This window comes from Wenzhouxiangella sp. AB-CW3 (assembly GCF_014725735.1).
Classification (GTDB): Bacteria; Pseudomonadota; Gammaproteobacteria; order Xanthomonadales; family Wenzhouxiangellaceae; genus Wenzhouxiangella.
The window spans coordinates 1,422,258-1,441,426 of sequence record NZ_CP061368.1; the positions used below are offsets into that span (position 1 = coordinate 1,422,258).

15 protein-coding genes, 2 tRNA genes and 1 pseudogene are annotated in these 19,169 nt (G+C 59.2%); 10 read left to right on the forward strand and 8 right to left on the reverse strand.

Annotation, left to right across the window (positions count from 1 at the left end; all coding sequences use genetic code 11):
- The first annotated feature begins 48 nt into the window (after window positions 1–48).
- From dnaJ to IC757_RS06215, 8 genes are all read left to right on the forward strand, one after another.
- On the forward strand, window positions 49–1,179 hold the full coding sequence (dnaJ, locus tag IC757_RS06180; RefSeq protein WP_190976486.1) for a molecular chaperone DnaJ: 1,131 nt from the start codon (window positions 49–51) through the stop codon (window positions 1,177–1,179).
- Between the two features lie 31 nt (window positions 1,180–1,210).
- A complete protein-coding gene (gene dapB, locus IC757_RS06185) occupies window positions 1,211–1,948 on the forward strand; it encodes a 4-hydroxy-tetrahydrodipicolinate reductase (RefSeq protein WP_190976487.1) in 738 nt (245 codons plus the stop codon).
- 69 nt (window positions 1,949–2,017) lie between these two features.
- A tRNA-Ala gene (locus tag IC757_RS06190) sits at window positions 2,018–2,093 on the forward strand.
- 36 nt (window positions 2,094–2,129) lie between these two features.
- Window positions 2,130–2,205 (forward strand) — tRNA-Glu (locus IC757_RS06195).
- Window positions 2,206–2,706: 501 nt separating this feature from the next.
- The gene (locus IC757_RS06200) at window positions 2,707–2,934 is read left to right on the forward strand and encodes a hypothetical protein (RefSeq protein ID WP_190976488.1); all 228 of its coding nucleotides are present in this window, start codon (window positions 2,707–2,709) and stop codon (window positions 2,932–2,934) included.
- Window positions 2,935–3,294: 360 nt separating this feature from the next.
- Window positions 3,295–4,821: an IS21 family transposase gene (gene istA, locus IC757_RS06205; RefSeq protein WP_190976489.1), complete on the forward strand. Its 1,527-nt coding sequence runs from the start codon at window positions 3,295–3,297 to the stop codon at window positions 4,819–4,821.
- Window positions 4,808–5,548: an IS21-like element helper ATPase IstB gene (gene istB / locus IC757_RS06210; RefSeq protein WP_190974040.1), complete on the forward strand. Its 741-nt coding sequence runs from the start codon at window positions 4,808–4,810 to the stop codon at window positions 5,546–5,548. Before istA (IC757_RS06205) ends, istB (IC757_RS06210) begins: the two co-directional genes overlap by 14 nt.
- Before the next feature lie 48 nt (window positions 5,549–5,596).
- Entirely contained in the window at window positions 5,597–6,154 is a 558-nt protein-coding gene (locus IC757_RS06215) for a hypothetical protein (protein WP_190976490.1), read from the forward strand.
- 442 nt (window positions 6,155–6,596) lie between these two features.
- Here the strand turns inward: IC757_RS06215 and IC757_RS06220 are convergent, their stop codons facing one another.
- The 3 genes from IC757_RS06220 to IC757_RS06230 form a co-directional block, all read right to left on the reverse strand.
- Complete coding sequence (locus tag IC757_RS06220) at window positions 6,597–8,777, reverse strand: GtrA family protein (protein ID WP_223846337.1); 2,181 nt, start codon at window positions 8,775–8,777, stop codon at window positions 6,597–6,599.
- Between the two features lie 32 nt (window positions 8,778–8,809).
- A complete protein-coding gene (locus IC757_RS06225) occupies window positions 8,810–9,772 on the reverse strand; it encodes a glycosyltransferase family 2 protein (RefSeq protein WP_190976492.1) in 963 nt (320 codons plus the stop codon).
- A gap of 729 nt (window positions 9,773–10,501) precedes the next feature.
- On the reverse strand, window positions 10,502–10,660 hold the full coding sequence (locus IC757_RS06230; RefSeq protein WP_190976493.1) for a Type I secretion system protein TolC: 159 nt from the start codon (window positions 10,658–10,660) through the stop codon (window positions 10,502–10,504).
- 166 nt (window positions 10,661–10,826) lie between these two features.
- Here IC757_RS06230 and istA (IC757_RS06235) point away from each other — a divergent pair, with 166 nt between their 5' ends.
- Together istA (IC757_RS06235) and istB (IC757_RS06240) are read left to right on the forward strand one after the other, a co-directional pair.
- Window positions 10,827–12,353, forward strand: a complete 1,527-nt coding sequence (gene istA, locus IC757_RS06235) for an IS21 family transposase (RefSeq protein ID WP_190976494.1) — start codon at window positions 10,827–10,829, stop codon at window positions 12,351–12,353.
- Window positions 12,340–13,079, forward strand: a pseudogene (gene istB / locus IC757_RS06240) (IS21-like element helper ATPase IstB). The gene istA (IC757_RS06235) and the pseudogene istB (IC757_RS06240) overlap by 14 nt, the downstream one beginning before the upstream one ends.
- A 291-nt stretch (window positions 13,080–13,370) precedes the next feature.
- On the opposite strand, the gene IC757_RS06245 reads toward istB (IC757_RS06240), so the two are convergent.
- Genes IC757_RS06245 through IC757_RS06265 form a run of 5 tightly spaced genes read right to left on the reverse strand, consistent with a single transcriptional unit; the run spans window position 13,371 to window position 19,167 of the window.
- Window positions 13,371–14,999, reverse strand: a complete 1,629-nt coding sequence (locus IC757_RS06245; protein ID WP_223846338.1) for a complex I subunit 5 family protein — start codon at window positions 14,997–14,999, stop codon at window positions 13,371–13,373.
- Between the two features lie 2 nt (window positions 15,000–15,001).
- The gene (locus tag IC757_RS06250; protein ID WP_190976496.1) at window positions 15,002–16,486 is read right to left on the reverse strand and encodes a complex I subunit 5 family protein; all 1,485 of its coding nucleotides are present in this window, start codon (window positions 16,484–16,486) and stop codon (window positions 15,002–15,004) included.
- Window positions 16,483–17,940 carry a complex I subunit 5 family protein gene (locus IC757_RS06255; protein ID WP_223846281.1) on the reverse strand — a complete coding sequence of 486 codons (1,458 nt, stop codon included), beginning with the start codon at window positions 17,938–17,940 and terminating at the stop codon, window positions 16,483–16,485. The genes IC757_RS06250 and IC757_RS06255 overlap by 4 nt, the downstream gene beginning before the upstream one ends.
- The gene (locus IC757_RS06260) at window positions 17,924–18,232 is read right to left on the reverse strand and encodes an NADH-quinone oxidoreductase subunit K (protein ID WP_190976497.1); all 309 of its coding nucleotides are present in this window, start codon (window positions 18,230–18,232) and stop codon (window positions 17,924–17,926) included. Before IC757_RS06260 ends, IC757_RS06255 begins: the two co-directional genes overlap by 17 nt.
- Window positions 18,229–19,167 (reverse strand): hydrogenase subunit MbhD domain-containing protein, encoded by a 939-nt coding sequence (locus tag IC757_RS06265; RefSeq protein WP_190976498.1) that lies wholly within the window; start codon window positions 19,165–19,167, stop codon window positions 18,229–18,231. The genes IC757_RS06260 and IC757_RS06265 overlap by 4 nt, the downstream gene beginning before the upstream one ends.
- Between the last annotated feature and the right edge of the window lie 2 nt (window positions 19,168–19,169).

Sequence of the window (19,169 nt, forward strand, 5' to 3'; positions counted from 1 at the left end):
ACGTAACGAGCGAACCAGCACACCAGCCAACGGGTTGACTTTTCCGGCATGTCCGCAGACTACTACGAAACACTGGGCGTATCGCGCGAAGCCTCGACTGACGAGATTCGCAAGGCTTATCGTCGTTTGGCGCGCAAGTACCATCCGGATCGCAATCCGGACGATCCCGGAGCCGAAGAGAAGTTCAAGGAAGTCCGCGAGGCGCACGATGTGCTCAAGGATGAGCAAAAGCGTGCGGCTTACGATCGCTTCGGACATGCCGGTGTCAACGGCATGGGCGGAGCTGGCGGCGGGGGCGGTCACGCCGGCTTCGGCGATATCAACGACATTTTTGGCGACATTTTTGGCGACATCTTCGGGGGTGGCGGCCGCCGGCGCCAGCAACGTACCCGACGTGGCCAGGACCTGCGTTACACGCTTGAGCTGGATCTCGAAGAAGCCGTTGCCGGCATAGAAAAAGAGATTCGCCTGCCCACCCTGGGCGAGTGCGAAACCTGCAACGGCACCGGGTCGACAAGCGGCAAGCTCGATATCTGTTCAACCTGTGGCGGGCAGGGCCAGGTGCGCATGCAGCAGGGCTTTTTCTCGGTTCAGCAAACCTGTCCGGCCTGTCACGGCTCGGGGCGAACGATCAAGGACCCCTGTGGCGACTGCAATGGCTCGGGCCAGGTGCGCGAAACCCGCACTCTGCAAGTAAGGATTCCACCCGGTGTGGATACCGGCGATCGCATTCGACTGAGTGGCGAGGGGGCCGCCGGAACCCAGGGTGGTCAGGCCGGGGATCTATATGTCGACATACAGGTACGTCCGCATCCGCTGTTCGAACGTGACGGTGATGACCTGTTCTGCGAAGTCCCCATTACCATCACCACCGCGGCACTGGGAGGGCAGCTCAAGGTGCCCACGCTCGATGGCTCGGTACTGCTCAGGATTCCGGCCGAAACCCAGTCCGGAAAGCTGTTTCGCCTGCGCGGCAAGGGCGTGAAGTCAGTTCGCAGCCGCTCGGCCGGAGACTTGCTGTGCCGGGTCATGGTGGAAACACCGGTCAATCTCACCCGCGAACAGAAAGAACTGCTCGAACAGCTTCAGGACACCATGGGAGAGCAGTCGGCCCAGAATCCACAGTCGACGGGCTGGACCGACAAGGTCAAGCGCTTTTTCGATCGCATGGGGCTCTGAGCATGCCGGCCGCGTGCGGTAAGCTGGCATCATGAGCACTCGGATTCTACTCAGCGGAGCCACTGGCGTGGTCGGCCGCACTCTCGTCGACCTGATCGCGGCTGACCAGCGCTGTAAGCTGGTTGGACAGGCGAGCCGCCATCAGGCATTCGACCCATCGGTCACAGCCGATGTCATCATAGATTTCTCGCATCCCGAGCTTCTGGCGAGCATCATTCCGTATGCCGAACAACGCGGTCTGCCGCTGGTGGTGGGGACCACCGGGCTGGACCGCTCACTGGAAGAGCGGCTGACCAAGGCCGCCAGTCGGATTCCGGTGTGTTGCGCGGCGAATTTCAGCATCGGTGTGAACCTGCTGGCCCGGCTGGCCGAGCAGGCCGCCGCGGCCCTGGACGACGACTTCGACATCGAAATCATGGAAGCGCACCATCGACGCAAGCTCGACGCACCTTCCGGCACGGCCCTGTGGCTGGGCCAGGCCGTCTCTCGCGGCCGTGGACTCGATTTCGAAAGCAGCGCAGTGCATGACCGCAGCCAGCGACGCCAGGCCCGTGATCGCGATGAAATTGGCTACCAGGCCGTGCGCGGCGGCGACGTGGCGGGCGAGCACACCGTGTTTTTCCTGGGTGACGGAGAGCGCCTGGAGCTGACGCACCGTTCCACGGATCGCCGCGTATTCGCCCGCGGCGCGCTGCTGGCCGCACGACGCATCACCAGCCACGACAAAGGTATGGTAGACTTCGCCGCGCTCGTGCTGGGCAAGAACTGAAAGGCAAAAAAGCGACACGAAATCGCTTGACGATCCTGACCCTCTTGTCTAAAATGCTCGGCTTGTTGTGGGGCCATAGCTCAGCTGGGAGAGCGCTACAATGGCATTGTAGAGGTCGGCGGTTCGATCCCGCCTGGCTCCACCAAAAAAGTTTTAAGTGGCTCGAAACCACCGCGTTTCAGTCCCCTTCGTCTAGAGGCCTAGGACTCCGCCCTTTCACGGCGGCAACAGGGGTTCGAATCCCCTAGGGGACGCCAAATAAAAAGGCCCCGCTCGCAAGAGCGGGGCCTTTTTATTTGCCGCTTCTGTGGCGGAATCGAACCCAGGCGCCCGAAGTCGGAAGCTTCGAGAACCGACAAGCCCATTCGAAACCATAAGCCTTAATGCTGCCCGCTTTAGGGTTCGAACCGAGGGCCGCAAAGCGGCCCGAGCTCGCTGACGCGAAGCGTCAGCAGTGCAGGCAGACAGGTAAGGGCGGTTTTGCGTATGCAAAGAAGCCCTTGCCTGGAGCCGTCCGCACGTCCCTTGCCACCTTAAACACCATCGGTGGTACTGCCCCGGAAGAGCTCGCAAGGGCGGGCTCTCACGCAGAAGGACCCGGTCTTCCTGCAAGAATTCGCTCCTCATCCGGGGTTTGGAGGCAACCATTGCCACAAACACTGTCTAATCTGAGGTAGTTTGCTACATTTGTAATTAGCGGCAAATTTTGCACAACCTCGGGTAGCTTCCGGGGTATTTGTCGTTCAGGAGGAGCGAGGATGGATAACATCAGCATTCGATGCGTGGTGTTTAGCAATCCAGAAGAGAAAAACTGGAAGGCAGTGGCACTAGATCTCGATATTGTGACCGAGGCTGATTCCAAGGGTGAAGCTCTGGAATCTCTAAATGAACTCATTGAGATGCAGATCAGCTTTGCGGCTTCGCGTGGAGAGATTGGTTCCATTTGGAAAGATGCCCCGGAAGAGTACTGGCGGAAATACCACTAAGCCCGCCGATACCATACTGCCGCGCTTTACGGGCAAGGTGCCGATTCTGTTGACGAGGCAGCGTCAGATATTCCTTTTCCACACCCCCAGAATCAGAATGGCTTTCAGATTCAGTCTGCGTGAGTGATGACCCCAGGGGGCTGGTGTGCCAAGACCTCACAAGTAGCGAGAGCTAAGAAAGAAGCTCGTCAAGCATGACAGGCGCTTCGAGGAGCACGTTAAGAGAGGTGTTAATGGCCAACTAAACTGACCCACTATTGGCCAACAATTTTGACCCACCCCGGGTGGCTTTGGCCACAAAACACTGTAGCGTCCCGTGCCAGACAAATAAGCCGGGACAGATCATTGAAGGAGTGGGTTGTGATTCACAAAATCAAAGCATTACACGATCAGGGGCGGGGCCTATCGGTCCGGGCGATCAGCCGGGAACTGGGCATTGCCCGTAACACGGTTCGCAAGTACCTGAGACTGAACGAGATGGCGATCAGCCAGGCCCAGGAGGATCCCTCGCGTAGCAAGCGTCTGGACGAGTATCGAGATTTCCTCATCCATCAGCTCAAGACGTATCCCCGGCTGAGCGCCATCAAGCTGGCTCGGCGACTTCGTGAGAAAGTGGGCGAGTTGCCAGCCTCTGAGCGTAGCCTGCGCCGCTACGTGCGAGCGCTCAAGGAGCAAATCGCCAACGGCCAGACTCGTTATTACGAGCCGGTGGTTGACGCCGTACCCGGCGTTCAGTGCCAGGTTGACCCCGGCGAGCTGCGCGGAGTGATGATCGCAGGGGTGGAGCGGGTGGTCTACTTCGTGGTCTTCGTTCTGGCCTGTTCACGGCTGATGTACGTGGGGGTGCGATTCCAGCCTCTGGACACCGAGGCGTTCATCCAGCTTCACGACGAAGCCTTCCGCTACTTTGGTGGTGTGCCTGAGGAGTGTGTATACGATCAGACCAAGCTCGTGGTGATCCACGAGCGGTACCGAGAGCTGACGCTCAATCAACGCTTTCACCAGTACGCCACGACTGCCGGTTACCGGATCCATGCCTGCGAGGGCTATGATCCCGAGAGCAAGGGCAAGGTGGAGGCCGGGGTCAAGTACGTCAAGCAGGACGCCCTTTACGGGGAGTGCTTCGAGAGCGAGACGGCGCTGTGCCAGCACCTGCAAGGCTGGTTGGAGGCCGTGGCCAATGTTCGCAAGCACGGCGCCACCGGTCGCCAGCCGCGGGCCCACTTCGAGGCCGACGAGCGCGCACACCTGCGTCCCTACATTGTGGCGCAAAGCCTGCTTCAGGCTCGCCCTGACCACGAGACCCGCCGGGCCGACAAAACCGGGCTGATCTCGTGGAAAGCCAACCAGTACTCAGTGCCCCTGCGCTGGCAGCGGGCCCAGGTGGGTGTCTGTGAACAGGAGGGTCACCTGCATATCCATGACCTGGAGAGCGGCGAGCACATTGCTGAGCACGTGCTGTGTCTGGAGAAAGGCCGCACGATCAAGAACAACCACCACTACCGGGATCCGGCCCAGCGCATCGCGGATCTGGAAGCGGCCATCTGCCAACAGCTGCCCGACGGTCAGGGCGAGACGCTGTGCCACCTGCTCAAGGTGACCTCGCCGAGGATCTACAAGGACCAACTGGCAGGCCTGCGTGATCTGCTCAACCGGCATGGACCCGTCGACGCCGAACTGCTGCAGACACTGACTCAGCAGCCCCGGTTGACCGCCAGCACCGTGCAACGCTACCTGGAGGCGTGGCAGCAAGCTCGAGACCGCGGGCGAGCCCCCGATACCAACACAACGCCTGATCATGAGGACCGAATGCCTGTCTCGGCCCTGCAAGCCTATGCTCAGGTTGGCCGCTCCAGTGGCCAGGAGGTGACCCATGAGTCGGCTTGAACAGACCCAGTCCCAGTACCGCAGCCTGCGCCTGAGCGCCACCGCCGGGCACCTGGGTGAGCTGCTGGCCCAAGCCGAAGCCAACGAGCTGTCCTATCTGGAGCTTGCCCGGCAGATCGCCGAGCACGAGCTGGCCGAGCGCACCCGCCGCCGCATCGACCGGCACCTGAAACAGGCACAGCTGCCGGCGCACAAGCCGCTAGAAGCGTTCGACTACCGCCACCAGACCACCATCACCAAGCGTCAGGTCAGCGCCCTGCTGGACTTCGGCTTCATCGATGAGCGCCAAAACCTGGTGTTCATCGGTCCGCCCGGGGTGGGCAAAACGCACCTGGCCATCGGCATTGCTCTGAAGGCCATTGAAGCCGGCTACAAGGTGCTGTTCCGCACGGCACTGGCGCTGGTCGAAGACCTGGAGCTGGCCGAGATGAAAGGTGAACTGAAAAAACGGCTGAGACAGTTGGGTAAGTACGATGTGCTGGTGATCGATGAGCTGGGCTACCTGCCCATGACCCGGCAAGCCCGCTACAACCTGTTCCAGCTGATCAACAGCCTGTATGAGTACCGCTCAATCATCCTGACCACCAACAAGGACTTCAGCAACTGGGGAGCCTTCTTCCACGATGACGCCGTGGCGGTACCGATCATTGACCGCGTCATCCACCACTCACACATCTTCATGCTGGGAGGAGAGAGCTATCGCTTGAAACAGAAAACCACGAGCTAGACGACACACGGTGGGTCAAAATAAATGGCCAAAAGTGGGTCAAAATAGATGGCCATTGACACTCAGCTTTGGCACTCAAGCGACGGGCAACATGGAGGAAGCTATCGTCATGCCGGCTTCTATGTGCTTGCAGAATGGGGTCAAACACCTGGAGGCTCAGATCACCCGAGGGGCATTTTCGTTGTAATGCACGAGGACGCAAGCAGCCACCCGAATATTGATGGCACTATGTTCCCAAACGGCTGGGGAACACTGGATTGGAACTGGCCATTTGAACAGTCGTTCTTCTATCCTGGCGCTGATTGGTTCTTTGTAACAATTGACCATCTTTCAACAGTTTGCCCGCAATCTGTCCTAGTGAGCGATCAGCCCTTATCTCCCATCTTCGGCGCAGGCAACCAGACCGACTATGGGTTCCACTTAACCAATCTTTTCCAGTGCGTGGAGCAAAATTATAGCCCTTGGTCTGAGCCATTCCCAGAGTCAGAGATCGTTGATGTGCGTGGGATCCACTGGTACGTGGAGGGGGCGGCAGCAGCCACACAACCGACGCCCTCAGTACAAATGTGGCTCCAGGTGAATAACCCTAGAGTTTGGCAGATGTAGCTCTCCCAGCTGACTGTTGCCGCAACCCCACATTCGGGTTGCGGCAACTCAAACCTCCGACCCTCCGCGCAGTTGAACTTTGGGCTTTTCGTGGTGTTCTATGGAGACTTCCCACGGATGGATTGTAGTCATGCCGAACCTAGACGATCCAACAGCGATCCAGAAACAACTGTGATTGTGCGAAACGGCCACTCGTGCTTTTAACCGTCGACAAAGTGTGAGGCCCTGTCTGTTGGCATGACCCTTCCTACAAATCGCAGACTTCCCCGCTGGTGACACATCCAGAAAGTAGAGATTTCTGGCCTGGTCACACAAAGGAGAATTAATGAAGAAATCTCGATTCACCGAGTACTAAATCGTTGCACTAACTTGAGGTGTCGACTTGACGGGGAAGCCTACGCCCCTCCGCAACCAGCGCAGGAACTCCGAATTAGACTTCCCCTCAGCGATTTATGCCCACTACGTTCATGTACTCGGGAGCCGACGTTTCTAGAATGACCTCAGCTGTTGATTCGCATACTGAGGCATCAAAGATCCAAGTGACTCGATCTTCAACCAGTGGATCCAGCTGGTCATCCCCGCACCTCATGGTCACGGTTGGGGGCGTGGCCAATCCAAAAGAAAGATCTGACACAATCACGAGTTCGTCGCTTCTCGGAACCCAATCAATTACCGTTTCATAAACCTCACCGAAGCGTGGCTCGAGTACTGGGTAGGGCCTTTCTTTACCAACAATTAGAGCCGGCTCACGCATGGCAATCCTTGACGCCGGAAGGACACCGAACACGCCGACCATCTCGACAGGCTCTACATTCACTCGCCTAAGCAGCGCTTTAGAAACACCCACAACGTGCCTCGCGCTTCTTTCCATGAGCCCATGCACCGGAACATGAGCGATCCCGCACCTCAACTGGCTCTCTGATGCGTATGTATGCAAAATAGACAACGCATATGAGCCGTGGACAACTACGTCTCTATTCCTACAGAGCCAACGACCGCTTGCCGATGCTGCCATTGGCGTCAGAAATGGATGCCTAGCATGGGGATCCATAGCCGATGTAACATTGAACAAGGGCATGAAAGCAAATGGCCAGCCACCTTCCCGGGCATCGATTGCATACAACAAATACACAGTCGAGCTCATTGAAATAGCTCCAACTACAATGCCATTTAAAATCCTTCTTGACGATCGAATTCGACTGGCCCAATACGCTATACCAAAGGCCGCTATACCGAGAAGAATAGTGTGTACACCAGACAGCATATAGTACGCATGCATGGTTCGCACCAAGGACAAGGAAACTGCCCCCACTAAGACGGTTAAGAACATTAACTGCAGCATCACATTACCGCGAATTGATAACACAACACCACCGCACAGCCCCACGAGAACGATGCCTGTATAAAACAATGCAATTAGCATCGAAGGCACCGCAGGCCACCCAAGCGTGCCCCTCAACCAGTATTCGACACCGCCGCCAGTCATTTGCCAAAGCAGCGGCCAAAACGCCGACAAGCTACCGGCTGATTGTTGTTCAGATGAGTACCTAGCCAATTCTTGGAAAAACACCCATTCAGAAAGATGCTGGTGGAACACCCATGGAATGAATGGAATCAAGGCAGCCGTGGCACACATAGAGATCACAATCAAGGAAGTACGATGCCTCCATAACCCCAAAATCAGAACCCCTGCAGGAAAAACCCATTGCAGCATCATGGTAGGATGAGCATGTACCCCCAAAGAGAAACACATCAGCATGCCTGCGAGAAACCGGGCGCACCCTGATTCGAGGTACTTTGCACCGAGGAGAATCATGGAGACAGTTAGCACACTCACGAGAACAGGGTGGGACATCAGAATTAGCTCGAAGGTGCCCCATGCTGGCACAAAGAGCAAAGCGGACCACACTAAACCACTTGTAGGGCACTGGATGAGTCTGCCAGCTTGCTGTGCTAACCAGAACTGAAGTGCGGAGAGCGATGCTAAAATAGCAACAATGGTGCCGTAACCTCCGAGCAACTGCAGGAACGCCAAACCGTAGTACCAGATCGGGCCCAGATGAAACACCCCCGCAAGCGGAGGTCCCTGCAAGGGAAGCTCAACACCTCTTGTTATATCACTACCCACCATGACATCCCGAGCAAGATCGAGATGGATTGCCCCCAACAGCGCAAGGGAGACCCAAAAACCAGTCATGACAAATGGCAAGGCAATGCCAAGCAAGCTGTTCTGTTGGAAAGTGTCCCCCGGGGCGAATGTCCAAGAGCGATTAATCAAGTAGTTGCTGATAGGGACTACTATAAATGCGACTGCCTGCGCAAACGCATAGTGCAATCCAAGAACAGAGGTGCCCAGCGCCATTATAGATGCATTCAAAAGTAACCCAATGGCGCAAACTAACAAAAACCTCGGGAATGCGTGTGTGAAAGAAGCATTAGAGCAGAATACCCACACATACTGAAGATAGTACGATACCGCAAGTGAACAACCAAATCCTATTATGGTCGCATATACGGGGCTCATTAAAACCACTTCTACGAGCACCAAAAGAACGGTTGCGTGGACCAGGAGGCTAAATCCTCCCGCTACGCCGTACCGAGCAAGACGCACATGTGCAACCATATTGCGCAACGAAATTCGGTTACCCTGCACCGTCAGCACCTTTCCGTTTTCCTGGCTATTAGGTATTTTGGTCTTGACTTAACCTCGTCCAGAATCTGCCCTATGTATAGTCCGATAATACCTAAAGCCAACATTATGGCACTCCCTATTATCAGGAGAAGCAGAATAACCGTTGTGAAGCCTTCCACTGCATCCCCAGCCATCCAGTGAGCGAGGGTTTGAATCGCCAGAGCGATCGCAAACACGCCAAATGTTAAGCCAGTGAATGTCACCACGTGAAGAGGGGTCGAGGTAAATGAAATCAAACTTCGTAATGCGACTTTAACTAACGCGAACAGCGAGAATCGACTTTTGCCAAAATCAGCTCGAGGCTTAGGGTCGAATTCAATTACGCAACTGTGGAAACCAGTCCACGCACTTAGCCCTCGAAAGAAGACGGCCCTCTCCGGCATGGCAAGCAAAACATCAACTACTGAGCGTGACATTAACCGAAAATCTGTGGCATCGTTCATATCAACACCAGCCAGCAAAGTGAAGAGTCGGTTAAAGGCAATCGCTGCTGCGCGGGTGAGTAGCCCTTGCCCTGGACGCGAAGTCTTCCTTGCCTCAACAATCTCCCCCTCACCAGCCAGCCACGCAGTGACAAATTCTGGTATAAGCTCAATGGGGTGCTGGCCGTCAGCGTCCATTACAAGAACTGCATCGCCAGCAGCAACATTCAATCCCGCCATAATAGCGGCGTCTTTTCCGAAGTTCCGAGAGAGGGAAACTCCGCGAAATAGCGAACACTTAACGCTAAGGTCTTGAATGATGGCCCAGCTTGAGTCTGTGGAACCGTCATCTGAAAATATCACTTCAACATCAATTGGCAAGGATTCTACACAGCTCTTCAATTCGCTTGCGAAATCGCGTAGCCCAAGCGCCTCATTCATGACCGGAACGACAATCGACATCAAGGTTCGTTCTCGGGCCAGAGGACTCGGAAATTCTTCCATGGTGTGCTCTCCTAACGTTAGTACAGGTCAGTGTATTTATGCATTCTTCTGACGCGTTCAAGTGCCCCGAAAGCTTCCAATACTAGAGGACTTTCGTTCGTGAAGCAGATGCGATCACTGTAATGTCGACTTTAGATGGCGCAAGGGACTGGGGGTGCCCGATCGCCGGAGCCAAAGTTTTCGAAACGTTACTCAAATTCAAGGGACTTCGTTGCTCTGATAAGATGCTACTTCGGCCTGCCTATACTAGCATTTTGCCAACACCACCTTCTCGGTGCTTCCTGTAGGCTTCGGGCTCAAAGGGCGGTCTGAACAATAGCCGATTTTTTCGGGAATTTGAGAACCTGAGCCATACACAGTTTCGAAATCCCCATACATATATATGGTGGAAATCACCAAATGGGCGCCGCCGACGTTTTTCCTGACATTGTGGCGGTCGGGTTCGCCTGTTCTTGCTGCTCATCCTGGCTTTCTCTCCATGCTGCAGCTGTATGCAGATTGAACTGCCCGATTCCGTGTGGGTCGGGCATGGCGAAGCCCTGTCAATGTCGGTGGGGGAGGGGTGGTTTGGTTGAAGGCACAGGTCAGGTAGGGCGTTCTCTGAGGATATTAATTTCCACTTCACTCACTACGCCCTCGTCCACATCTTCCCGAGTCCAACAGCCTTGGCCATTTGCCCAGGCACATTCTCAGTTTCGCCAGACATTCCGAATTGCCGGTGATGGCCAGTTACAGGATACATGTCTCGATCCTCTGGCGGCGATGCTCGTCGCTCTGCCCGGTCAGCTTGTCCCAGCCGCACAGGAAGGCCAGACGAACACAGCGTGAAACCATGTGATAGAAGCAGGGTTCTCCTTCAGCAATCAGCTGACCGCGCGGGTAGATCATGGCAAAAACTCTGACCAATGGCTCAGGTCTGGACTGTTAATGGCCAACTAAACTGACCCACTATTGGCCAACAATTTTGACCCACCCCGGGTGGCTTTGGCCACAAAACACTGTAGCGTCCCGTGCCAGACAAATAAGCCGGGACAGATCATTGAAGGAGTGGGTTGTGATTCACAAAATCAAAGCATTACACGATCAGGGGCGGGGCCTATCGGTCCGGGCGATCAGCCGGGAACTGGGCATTGCCCGTAACACGGTTCGCAAGTACCTGAGACTGAACGAGATGGCGATCAGCCAGGCCCAGGAGGATCCCTCGCGTAGCAAGCGTCTGGACGAGTATCGAGATTTCCTCATCCATCAGCTCAAGACGTATCCCCGGCTGAGCGCCATCAAGCTGGCTCGGCGACTTCGTGAGAAAGTGGGCGAGTTGCCAGCCTCTGAGCGTAGCCTGCGCCGCTACGTGCGAGCGCTCAAGGAGCAAATCGCCAACGGCCAGACTCGTTATTACGAGCCGGTGGTTGACGCCGTACCCGGCGTTCAGTGCCAGGTTGACCCCGGCGAGCTGCGCGGAGTGATGATCGCAGGGGTGGAGCGGGTGGTCTACTTCGTGGTCTTCGTTCTGGCCTGTTCACGGCTGATGTACGTGGGGGTGCGATTCCAGCCTCTGGACACCGAGGCGTTCATCCAGCTTCACGACGAAGCCTTCCGCTACTTTGGTGGTGTGCCTGAGGAGTGTGTATACGATCAGACCAAGCTCGTGGTGATCCACGAGCGGTACCGAGAGCTGACGCTCAATCAACGCTTTCACCAGTACGCCACGACTGCCGGTTACCGGATCCATGCCTGCGAGGGCTATGATCCCGAGAGCAAGGGCAAGGTGGAGGCCGGGGTCAAGTACGTCAAGCAGGACGCCCTTTACGGGGAGTGCTTCGAGAGCGAGACGGCGCTGTGCCAGCACCTGCAAGGCTGGTTGGAGGCCGTGGCCAATGTTCGCAAGCACGGCGCCACCGGTCGCCAGCCGCGGGCCCACTTCGAGGCCGACGAGCGCGCACACCTGCGTCCCTACATTGTGGCGCAAAGCCTGCTTCAGGCTCGCCCTGACCACGAGACCCGCCGGGCCGACAAAACCGGGCTGATCTCGTGGAAAGCCAACAAGTACTCAGTGCCCCTGCGCTGGCAGCGGGCCCAGGTGGGTGTCTCTGAACAGGAGGGGCACCTGCATATCCATGACCTGGAGAGCGGCGAGCACATTGCTGAGCACGTGCTGTGTCTGGAGAAAGGCCGCACGATCAAGAACAACCACCACTACCGGGATCCGGCCCAGCGCATCGCGGATCTGGAAGCGGCCATCTGCCAACAGCTGCCCGACGGTCAGGGCGAGACGCTGTGCCACCTGCTCAAGGTGACCTCGCCGAGGATCTACAAGGACCAACTGGCAGGCCTGCGTGATCTGCTCAACCGGCATGGACCCGTCGACGCCGAACTGCTGCAGACACTGACTCAGCAGCCCCGGTTGACCGCCAGCACCGTGCAACGCTACCTGGAGGCGTGGCAGCAAGCTCGAGACCGCGGGCGAGCCCCCGATACCAACACAACGCCTGATCCTGAGGACCGAATGCCTGTCTCGGCCCTGCAAGCCTATGCTCAGGTTGGCCGCTCCAGTGGCCAGGAGGTGACCCATGAGTCGGCTTGAACAGACCCAGTCCCAGTACCGCAGCCTGCGCCTGAGCGCCACCGCCGGGCACCTGGGTGAGCTGCTGGCCCAAGCCGAAGCCAACGAGCTGTCCTATCTGGAGTTTGCCCGGCAGATCGCCGAGCACGAGCTGGCCGAGCGCACCCGCCGCCGCATCGATCGGCACCTGAAACAGGCACAGCTGCCGGCGCACAAGCCGCTAGAAGCGTTCGACTACCGCCACCAGACCACCATCACCAAGCGTCAGGTCAGCGCCCTGCTGGACTTCGGCTTCATCGATGAGCGCCAAAACCTGGTGTTCATCGGTCCGCCCGGGTGGGCAAAACGCACCTGGCCATCGGCATTGCTCTGAAGGCCATTGAAGCCGGCTACAAGGTGCTGTTCCGCACGGCACTGGCGCTGGTCGAAGACCTGGAGCTGGCCGAGATGAAAGGTGAACTGAAAAAACGGCTGAGACAGTTGGGTAAGTACGATGTGCTGGTGATCGATGAGCTGGGCTACCTGCCCATGACCCGGCAAGCCCGCTACAACCTGTTCCAGCTGATCAATAGCCTGTATGAGTACCGCTCAATCATCCTGACCACCAACAAGGACTTCAGCAACTGGGGAGCCTTCTTCCACGATGACGCCGTGGCGGTACCGATCATTGACCGCGTCATCCACCACTCACACATCTTCATGCTGGGAGGAGAGAGCTATCGCTTGAAACAGAAAACCACGAGCTAGACGACACACGGTGGGTCAAAATAAATGGCCAAAAGTGGGTCAAAATAGATGGCCATTGACAAGAGGGAAGGGAAGCCACCGAGTGATCTTTCATCCGGATATTGACGGTAGGGTGGCCCACTATCCAGTCAAATACCATGGTGAGAATACAGAGCCCGGAAAAGGGTACTTGAAAGCAATGATTCGCCGATTTAACTTGCCTGACGACTTTTTCGATTGATCGTCGACCGTTCTATGTCTGGCAGGCAGACTGGCAAGAGCATATCCTCTATTTCCCGCCCTGAGTTGGTTTCAGCCCCCACCCACCATCATCAACACCCAAAGCAACCCACCCACCAGCAGGATCATCAACCCGGCCAGCGGCAAATCCCTCAGGTGCCGGTCTGGCACATCGGCCTTGATCAGCAGTCGGCGAACCGCACGCCGCCCGGACTCCACGCCCGGCAGGCTTGGGGCTGGTGTGCGAAGACGTCTGGCCAGCGCCTCGAACACTACGATGGCATCTCCTTCGGGTATACGAATACGAAGTCGCATTCCGCGTGCGTGAACAACGATCACGGCAGCCGCAAGCAGGATCGGCCAGGCGCTGTCCCACAGTGCCCGTGCCGTGATGGCAATGGTCAGCTCGGCCAGGACGGCCCATGCCCAGGGCACCACCAGGGCGAATCCCACCAGTATGGGCCAGGCCGGATGTATGGTGGCGGCGTCGGTGTTGCTGGTCCGCGCCATGTTCCAGGCTTTCCACATCAGCATGGCGGTCATTGCCGATGTCAGTGTCAGCAGGTGATAGGCCAGCGTGGCGCCGTCCAGATGATGAACGCCCTGCTTGAGCCAGTGCTTGGCCAGAAACCCGGTGGTCAGGGGGGCGGCGGCCAGCGACACGGCCGGCAGGGCGAACAGCAACAGGCGAAACCGGCTCATGCCCGGTGCGTTGCCGCAGGCAAGGAACAGGGCAGCCTTGTTCAAACCGTGGTGCAGGACCAGCAAGCCGATGACCGAAAGCAGGCCGAGCTCCGGCTCTTCAGTCAGAAACAGCAATGAGAAGGCGGCCAGGATCAGCCCCATCTGGCTGATGGTCGAATAAGCCAGAACGGTTTTCAGGCGTTGCTGGGGCAGTCCCAGTGCCACGCCGGCAAAGGCGGTGAAAAGGCCCAGGTACAGCAGGAGCTGCCCGGTGGGTTCCCCTTCCAGCCCGGTCTGTGGCACCAGCCTCAGCCAGCCCAGCAGTCCGGCCTTGACGATAACGCCGGACAGTATGGCGCTGGCCGGTACCGGTGCGGCCGGGTGAGCCAGCGGCAGCCACAGGTGCAAGGGAATGATGCCGAGCTTGATACCGAAGCCGGCCAGCAGCAGCCAGCGCACGATGACGTGGTGCTGTTCGGCATCTCCGGCTGTCAGCAGGCCCAGCTCTAAGTTGCCGTAGTGCCCGGCCAGCACCAGAACGCCGGCCAGTATGGCGGCCTCTCCCAGCAGGGCCAGGATCAGGTAGATGCGACCGGCACGCCAGGCTTCGTCGTTGCGTGCCTGGACGATCATCAGCCAGGCCGAAAGACTCAGCACCACGTAACCCTGGTAGAAGCCGACCAGGTCGGCTGCGAACGTCGCCAGCGTCATGCCGCTCAGGCACAGCAGCCAGCCGATCCAGAAGGTGCGTTGGTGATGATCGATGCTACGCAGGGCCTGCCATCCGGCCAGGCTCCAGGCCAGGCCCAGCAACACCACGAAAGCAGCGGTCACCTCGTCGATGCGCAGGGTGAAGCCAAACAGCAGCCAGCCAGGCTCGTAGCGTCCGGCTGCAAGCAGGGGCCAGGCGAGCAGCAATGGCAGGACCGGCACCAGCCGCCATGCCACTCGGGCGGCTCTGCCGCCGGCAGCAATCATGATCGCGGCGATCAATGGCAACAAGATTGTGATCAGCATACTCACGGGAAGTACTCCGTGGCGATGCCCATCACCCAGCTCAGCGGGCTCAAGGGGTGGGCGGCAAGCAATCCGACCAGCACTGAAAGAAGTGCGGTGACAATGGTGGGCACGACCAGTCCCCCGGTTTCCAGTCGGCCCAGTGTGACTGGCTTGGGCCACTGTGCCGGCTCGTCATGCATCCACATGCGCTTGATCAGGGGCAGAAAGTAGGCGGCGTTGAGCAGGGTGGACGCGATCAGTACCGGGATCACCCACCAGGAACCCACGGCGATGGCACCGGCGCCCAGGTAATACTTGCTGACGAAGCCGGCCATGGGTGGCAGGCCGATCATGCCCAACCCGGCAATGGTGAAGCTCAGCGCCGTCAAGGGCATGCGCCGCCCGAGGCCGTCGAGTTGACCGATGTGCTTGACTCCGAGCACGCTGGCGAAAATGCCTGCGCAGAAGAACAGGGTGATCTTCATCAGGCCCTGGTGAACCAGGTGGACCATGCCTCCGGTCGTGGCCATCATGCCGCCCACGGCCACCCCCAACGTGATGTAGGACACCTGGCTGACGGTGGAAAAGGCCAGGCGTCGCTTGATGTCGGTCTGGCGCAGGGCCATGACCGAGCCGTATATGATGGTGATTGCTGCGGCTAATGCCAGCAGGCCGTCCATCCCCAGTTCAGCCACCAGTTCCGGGCCGTAAACGTCTTCGACAAGTCGTACCAGGCCGAAGGCCCCGGCCTTGACCACGGCGACGGCATGCAGCAGTGCGCTGACTGGTGCCGGGGCCACCATGGCCCTGGGCAACCAGGAATGCATTGGAAACAGGGCGGCCTTGACGCCCATGCCGACGATCAGAAAGACGAAGATGATGCGCAGCTCAAGGTGCTGGTCGATGCCGATTTCTTCCAGGGTGCCGCCGACGATGAAGTCGCGGCTGCCGGCGAGTCCGTAGAGCCAGATCAGGCCGACGAGAAACACTGCACTGCCGGCCAGCGTGTAGCGCAGGTAGGTGCGCGCACCCAGTATCGCGGCGCGTGTTCCCGAATGGGCGACCAGCGGCCAGGTGGCCAGGGTCAGCAACTCGTAGAAGATAAAAAAGGTGAACAGGTTGCCGGCCATGGCAATGCCCATGGTCGAGGCCACGCAGATGCTGAAGAAACCGAAGAATCGTGCCCGGTTCTCGTCACGCTCCAGGTAGGCAATGGCATAAACGGTGGTGATCAGCCACAGTACCGCCGACAACGTCGTGAACAGCAGGCTGAGCGCGTCGGCTCTCAGCACCAGGTCCAGCCCGGGCAACAGGGCCAGGCGAAACTCGGGCGAGTCGTCGACGACAATGAGCATGAACAGGAATGCCACCAGCGCCAGCTTGACCACGGCGGCACCCAGGTTGAGCAGGGTGCGCGCCAGCTGGCGCTGCTCCCCGAGCAGGAAGATAATGATTCCGGCGACCAGCGACACCAGCACCATGGTCAGGGGCAGCCAGTTCGTCATGGCCAGATGCCTCCGGGTGGCAGGCTGGCGTCAATCAGGTTCAGCACCGGTGCCGAGGCAAAGCCGGCAGCGATGGCCAGCAGTGCCAGGATCAACGCGGCGTTGCTGGCGCTGGCCGACGGCGCTTGCCAGCGGCTTGGCCCATGACGGCGTTCCGGGTGAAAACAGGTCAGGGCGATCACGCGAAACAGATAGGCGGCTGACAACAGGCTGCCGACAGACACCAGGATCAGCCACCCCCAGGCTTCCTGCCTCCAGGCGGCCTCCAGCAGCATCCACTTGGCGAGAAATCCGCCGCTGGGCGGCAGCCCCATGATGCTGACGGCCGCCAGAGTAAAGGCAAACAGGTCGATCGGGAGCTTCCGGTCCAGGTCGGTCAGGGCGATCAGGCGATCGGTGCCCAGGCTCTTGAGAATATTGGCTGCGGCCAGGAACATTGCCGCCTTGGCCAGGCCATGGGCCAGCAACTGGTAACTGGCGGCCCGAAACGCGTCGATGCTGGCCAGGGGAAACAGCAGCATGACATAACCGAGCTGGGCGACCGTGGAATAGGCGATCACCATTTTCAGCCGAGGCTGAACCAGGGCGGCGACGGACCCGTAGAGGATGGCGCCGGCGCCCAGCAGGCCCAGGGCGGTGGCAGCGGCCGACAGCTCCCAGTCGCCGGCCATCCAGAACCAGATGCGGATCAGCATGTAGAGCGAGACCTTGACCACCAGCCCGGAGAGAATGGCGCTGACCGGTCCCGGGGCATTGCCATGGGCGGCCGGCAGCCAGACGTGCATGGGAAAGATGGCTGACTTGACCAGCAGGCCGGTCGTCATCAACACCAGTGCGGTTGCCGCCATTCGACCCGGCTGCAGGCGCTCGCCCACCAGGCCGATGTCCAGCGCGCCGGTCTGGCCGTAGATCAGGCCCACGGCCAGCAGATAGAGCAGCGAGGCCAGCAGCCCCAACAGCAGGTAGCGCATGGCGGCTTTCAATGCCAGGGCCTTGCCGCCGATGCCGATCATGGCCACCCCGGCCAGGGTGATCATCTCCAGCGTGACGTAGAGATTGAACAGGTCGGCCGAAAGGAACAGCGCGTTGATGCCCGAAAGCAGCATCATCCACAGCGGCCAGAATCCGCGCCCGGATGCCTCGCCTGGCGGAAAGCTGGTCAGGGCATGAACACTGACCGGCACCGCGACGATGGCGGTCAGCCAAAGCATGATCAGGGCCAGGCCGTCCAGGCGCCAGACGATGCCCAGGGGAGGGGCGAACTCGGCCAGGACCAGGTGGAGCTCGCCCTCGGTCCACACCGCCTGGGTCAGCGGCAGCAGGCACAGCGGCAGAGCCAGCACGGCGGCCAGGCAGAGCGGGCCGCGGGCCCTGTCGGGCAGTAACATCACCAGCAGGGTGATGCCCAGCGGAATGAATACCAGTCCGGCCAGTGCCTCAGCGACCATCGTCATCGTCCTCGCTGATTGTGGCCCGCCCGGTCACACGATAAATGCTGATCATCAGCGCCAGGGCAAAGGCGGTCGCGGCCACCGCGATCACAATGCCGGTAAGAATCAGCGCCTGGGCCACCGGGTCGGGACCGTCGTTGCCGCCGCCCGAGACCACCAGCATGATGATGAACACCGAACTGCTCATGACATTGAGCGCGAGCAGCTTGCGCAGCAGATGCTCGGCGATTAGCAGTCCCCATACACCGATACCAAAGACCAGGGAGGCGGCAAGTACGAACAGGATGGCCGTCATCCGCGTCTCCCGATCAGGGCTGGTGCGCCGGCAAACAGCAATGCCAGGGTCAGTCCGATTGACACCATCATGGCGGTTTCAATGAGATAGACGGCCCAGGTGCCCGGCAGGACCAGCAGTGTTTCTCCGAGCGCCATGATGCCGACCCCAGTGCCGACAAAGGCAATCAGGCCGGCGGTGACGGCGAGCTGCGTCATGATGCCGGGGTGCTTGTCCGGTTGCAGCCGCGCGGCCAGTACCAGTGCCACGCCGCCGGCGGCCAGCACCGCGCCGGCCTGGAAGGCGCCGCCGGGTTCGTGGGTGCCGGCCAGTAGCAGGTGGGTTGCGATGAGTATGGACAGCGGCACCAGTATGGCGAGCAGGGCACCGACCAGCGGTGTGCCGGTCTCGACCACCGCGGCCTCCTCGGGTCGGGCCGGCGGGCTGATCGCGCGCGCACCCAGCAGTGCGATCAGCAGCACCGCCATCTCCAGCAGGGTGTCGAGATTGCGAAACAGCAGCAATACGCCGGTAACGGGGTTGCCAAGGCCGGTCGCGGCCATTTCGTCGCCAGCGACCTGTCCGGCCGTATGCGCCGGTGATTCGATATCCAGCGCCGTCAGGCCGATTGTGGCGACCAGCGCGGCCGAAAACAGGGCCACGGGTATGGCCAGCCGTGACCGCCCGCTGGGCGTTTCGGCCGGACGGGCAGGATTGATGATCAGCAATCGGCGCCAGCCCATCATCATGAGCGCACCCGTCACTCCGGCGCCAATGGCCGCCTCGGCCAGTGCCAGGTCGGGCGCTTGCAACCGGGTCCAGGCCAGCGCCATGACCAGGCCGAAGACCACGAACAGGATGATGGATCGCAGGACTGCTTTTTCGGAAACGACCTGCAGTGCCAGCATGACCAGGCCGGCGGCCAGCAGGAAGTCGATGTAGACGGAGACATTCATGC

Excerpts from the sequence above, each read along its gene's own strand:
- IC757_RS06200 (WP_190976488.1), top strand. The coding sequence starts at position 2,707 with ATGGATAACATCAGCATTCGATGCGTGGTGTTTAGCAATCCAGAAGAG.
- IC757_RS06215 (WP_190976490.1), top strand. The coding sequence starts at position 5,597 with ATGGCCATTGACACTCAGCTTTGGCACTCAAGCGACGGGCAACATGGA.
- IC757_RS06225 (WP_190976492.1), bottom strand. The coding sequence starts at position 9,772 with ATGGAAGAATTTCCGAGTCCTCTGGCCCGAGAACGAACCTTGATGTCG.
- dapB (WP_190976487.1), top strand. The coding sequence starts at position 1,211 with ATGAGCACTCGGATTCTACTCAGCGGAGCCACTGGCGTGGTCGGCCGC.
- IC757_RS06245 (WP_223846338.1), bottom strand. The coding sequence starts at position 14,999 with ATGCTGATCACAATCTTGTTGCCATTGATCGCCGCGATCATGATTGCT.
- IC757_RS06260 (WP_190976497.1), bottom strand. The coding sequence starts at position 18,232 with ATGACGGCCATCCTGTTCGTACTTGCCGCCTCCCTGGTCTTTGGTATC.
- IC757_RS06230 (WP_190976493.1), bottom strand. The coding sequence starts at position 10,660 with ATGATCTACCCGCGCGGTCAGCTGATTGCTGAAGGAGAACCCTGCTTC.
- istB (WP_190974040.1), top strand. The coding sequence starts at position 4,808 with ATGAGTCGGCTTGAACAGACCCAGTCCCAGTACCGCAGCCTGCGCCTG.
- IC757_RS06255 (WP_223846281.1), bottom strand. The coding sequence starts at position 17,940 with ATGACGATGGTCGCTGAGGCACTGGCCGGACTGGTATTCATTCCGCTG.
- IC757_RS06265 (WP_190976498.1), bottom strand. The coding sequence starts at position 19,167 with ATGAATGTCTCCGTCTACATCGACTTCCTGCTGGCCGCCGGCCTGGTC.
- dnaJ (WP_190976486.1), top strand. The coding sequence starts at position 49 with ATGTCCGCAGACTACTACGAAACACTGGGCGTATCGCGCGAAGCCTCG.
- IC757_RS06250 (WP_190976496.1), bottom strand. The coding sequence starts at position 16,486 with ATGACGAACTGGCTGCCCCTGACCATGGTGCTGGTGTCGCTGGTCGCC.
- IC757_RS06220 (WP_223846337.1), bottom strand. The coding sequence starts at position 8,777 with ATGGTTGCACATGTGCGTCTTGCTCGGTACGGCGTAGCGGGAGGATTT.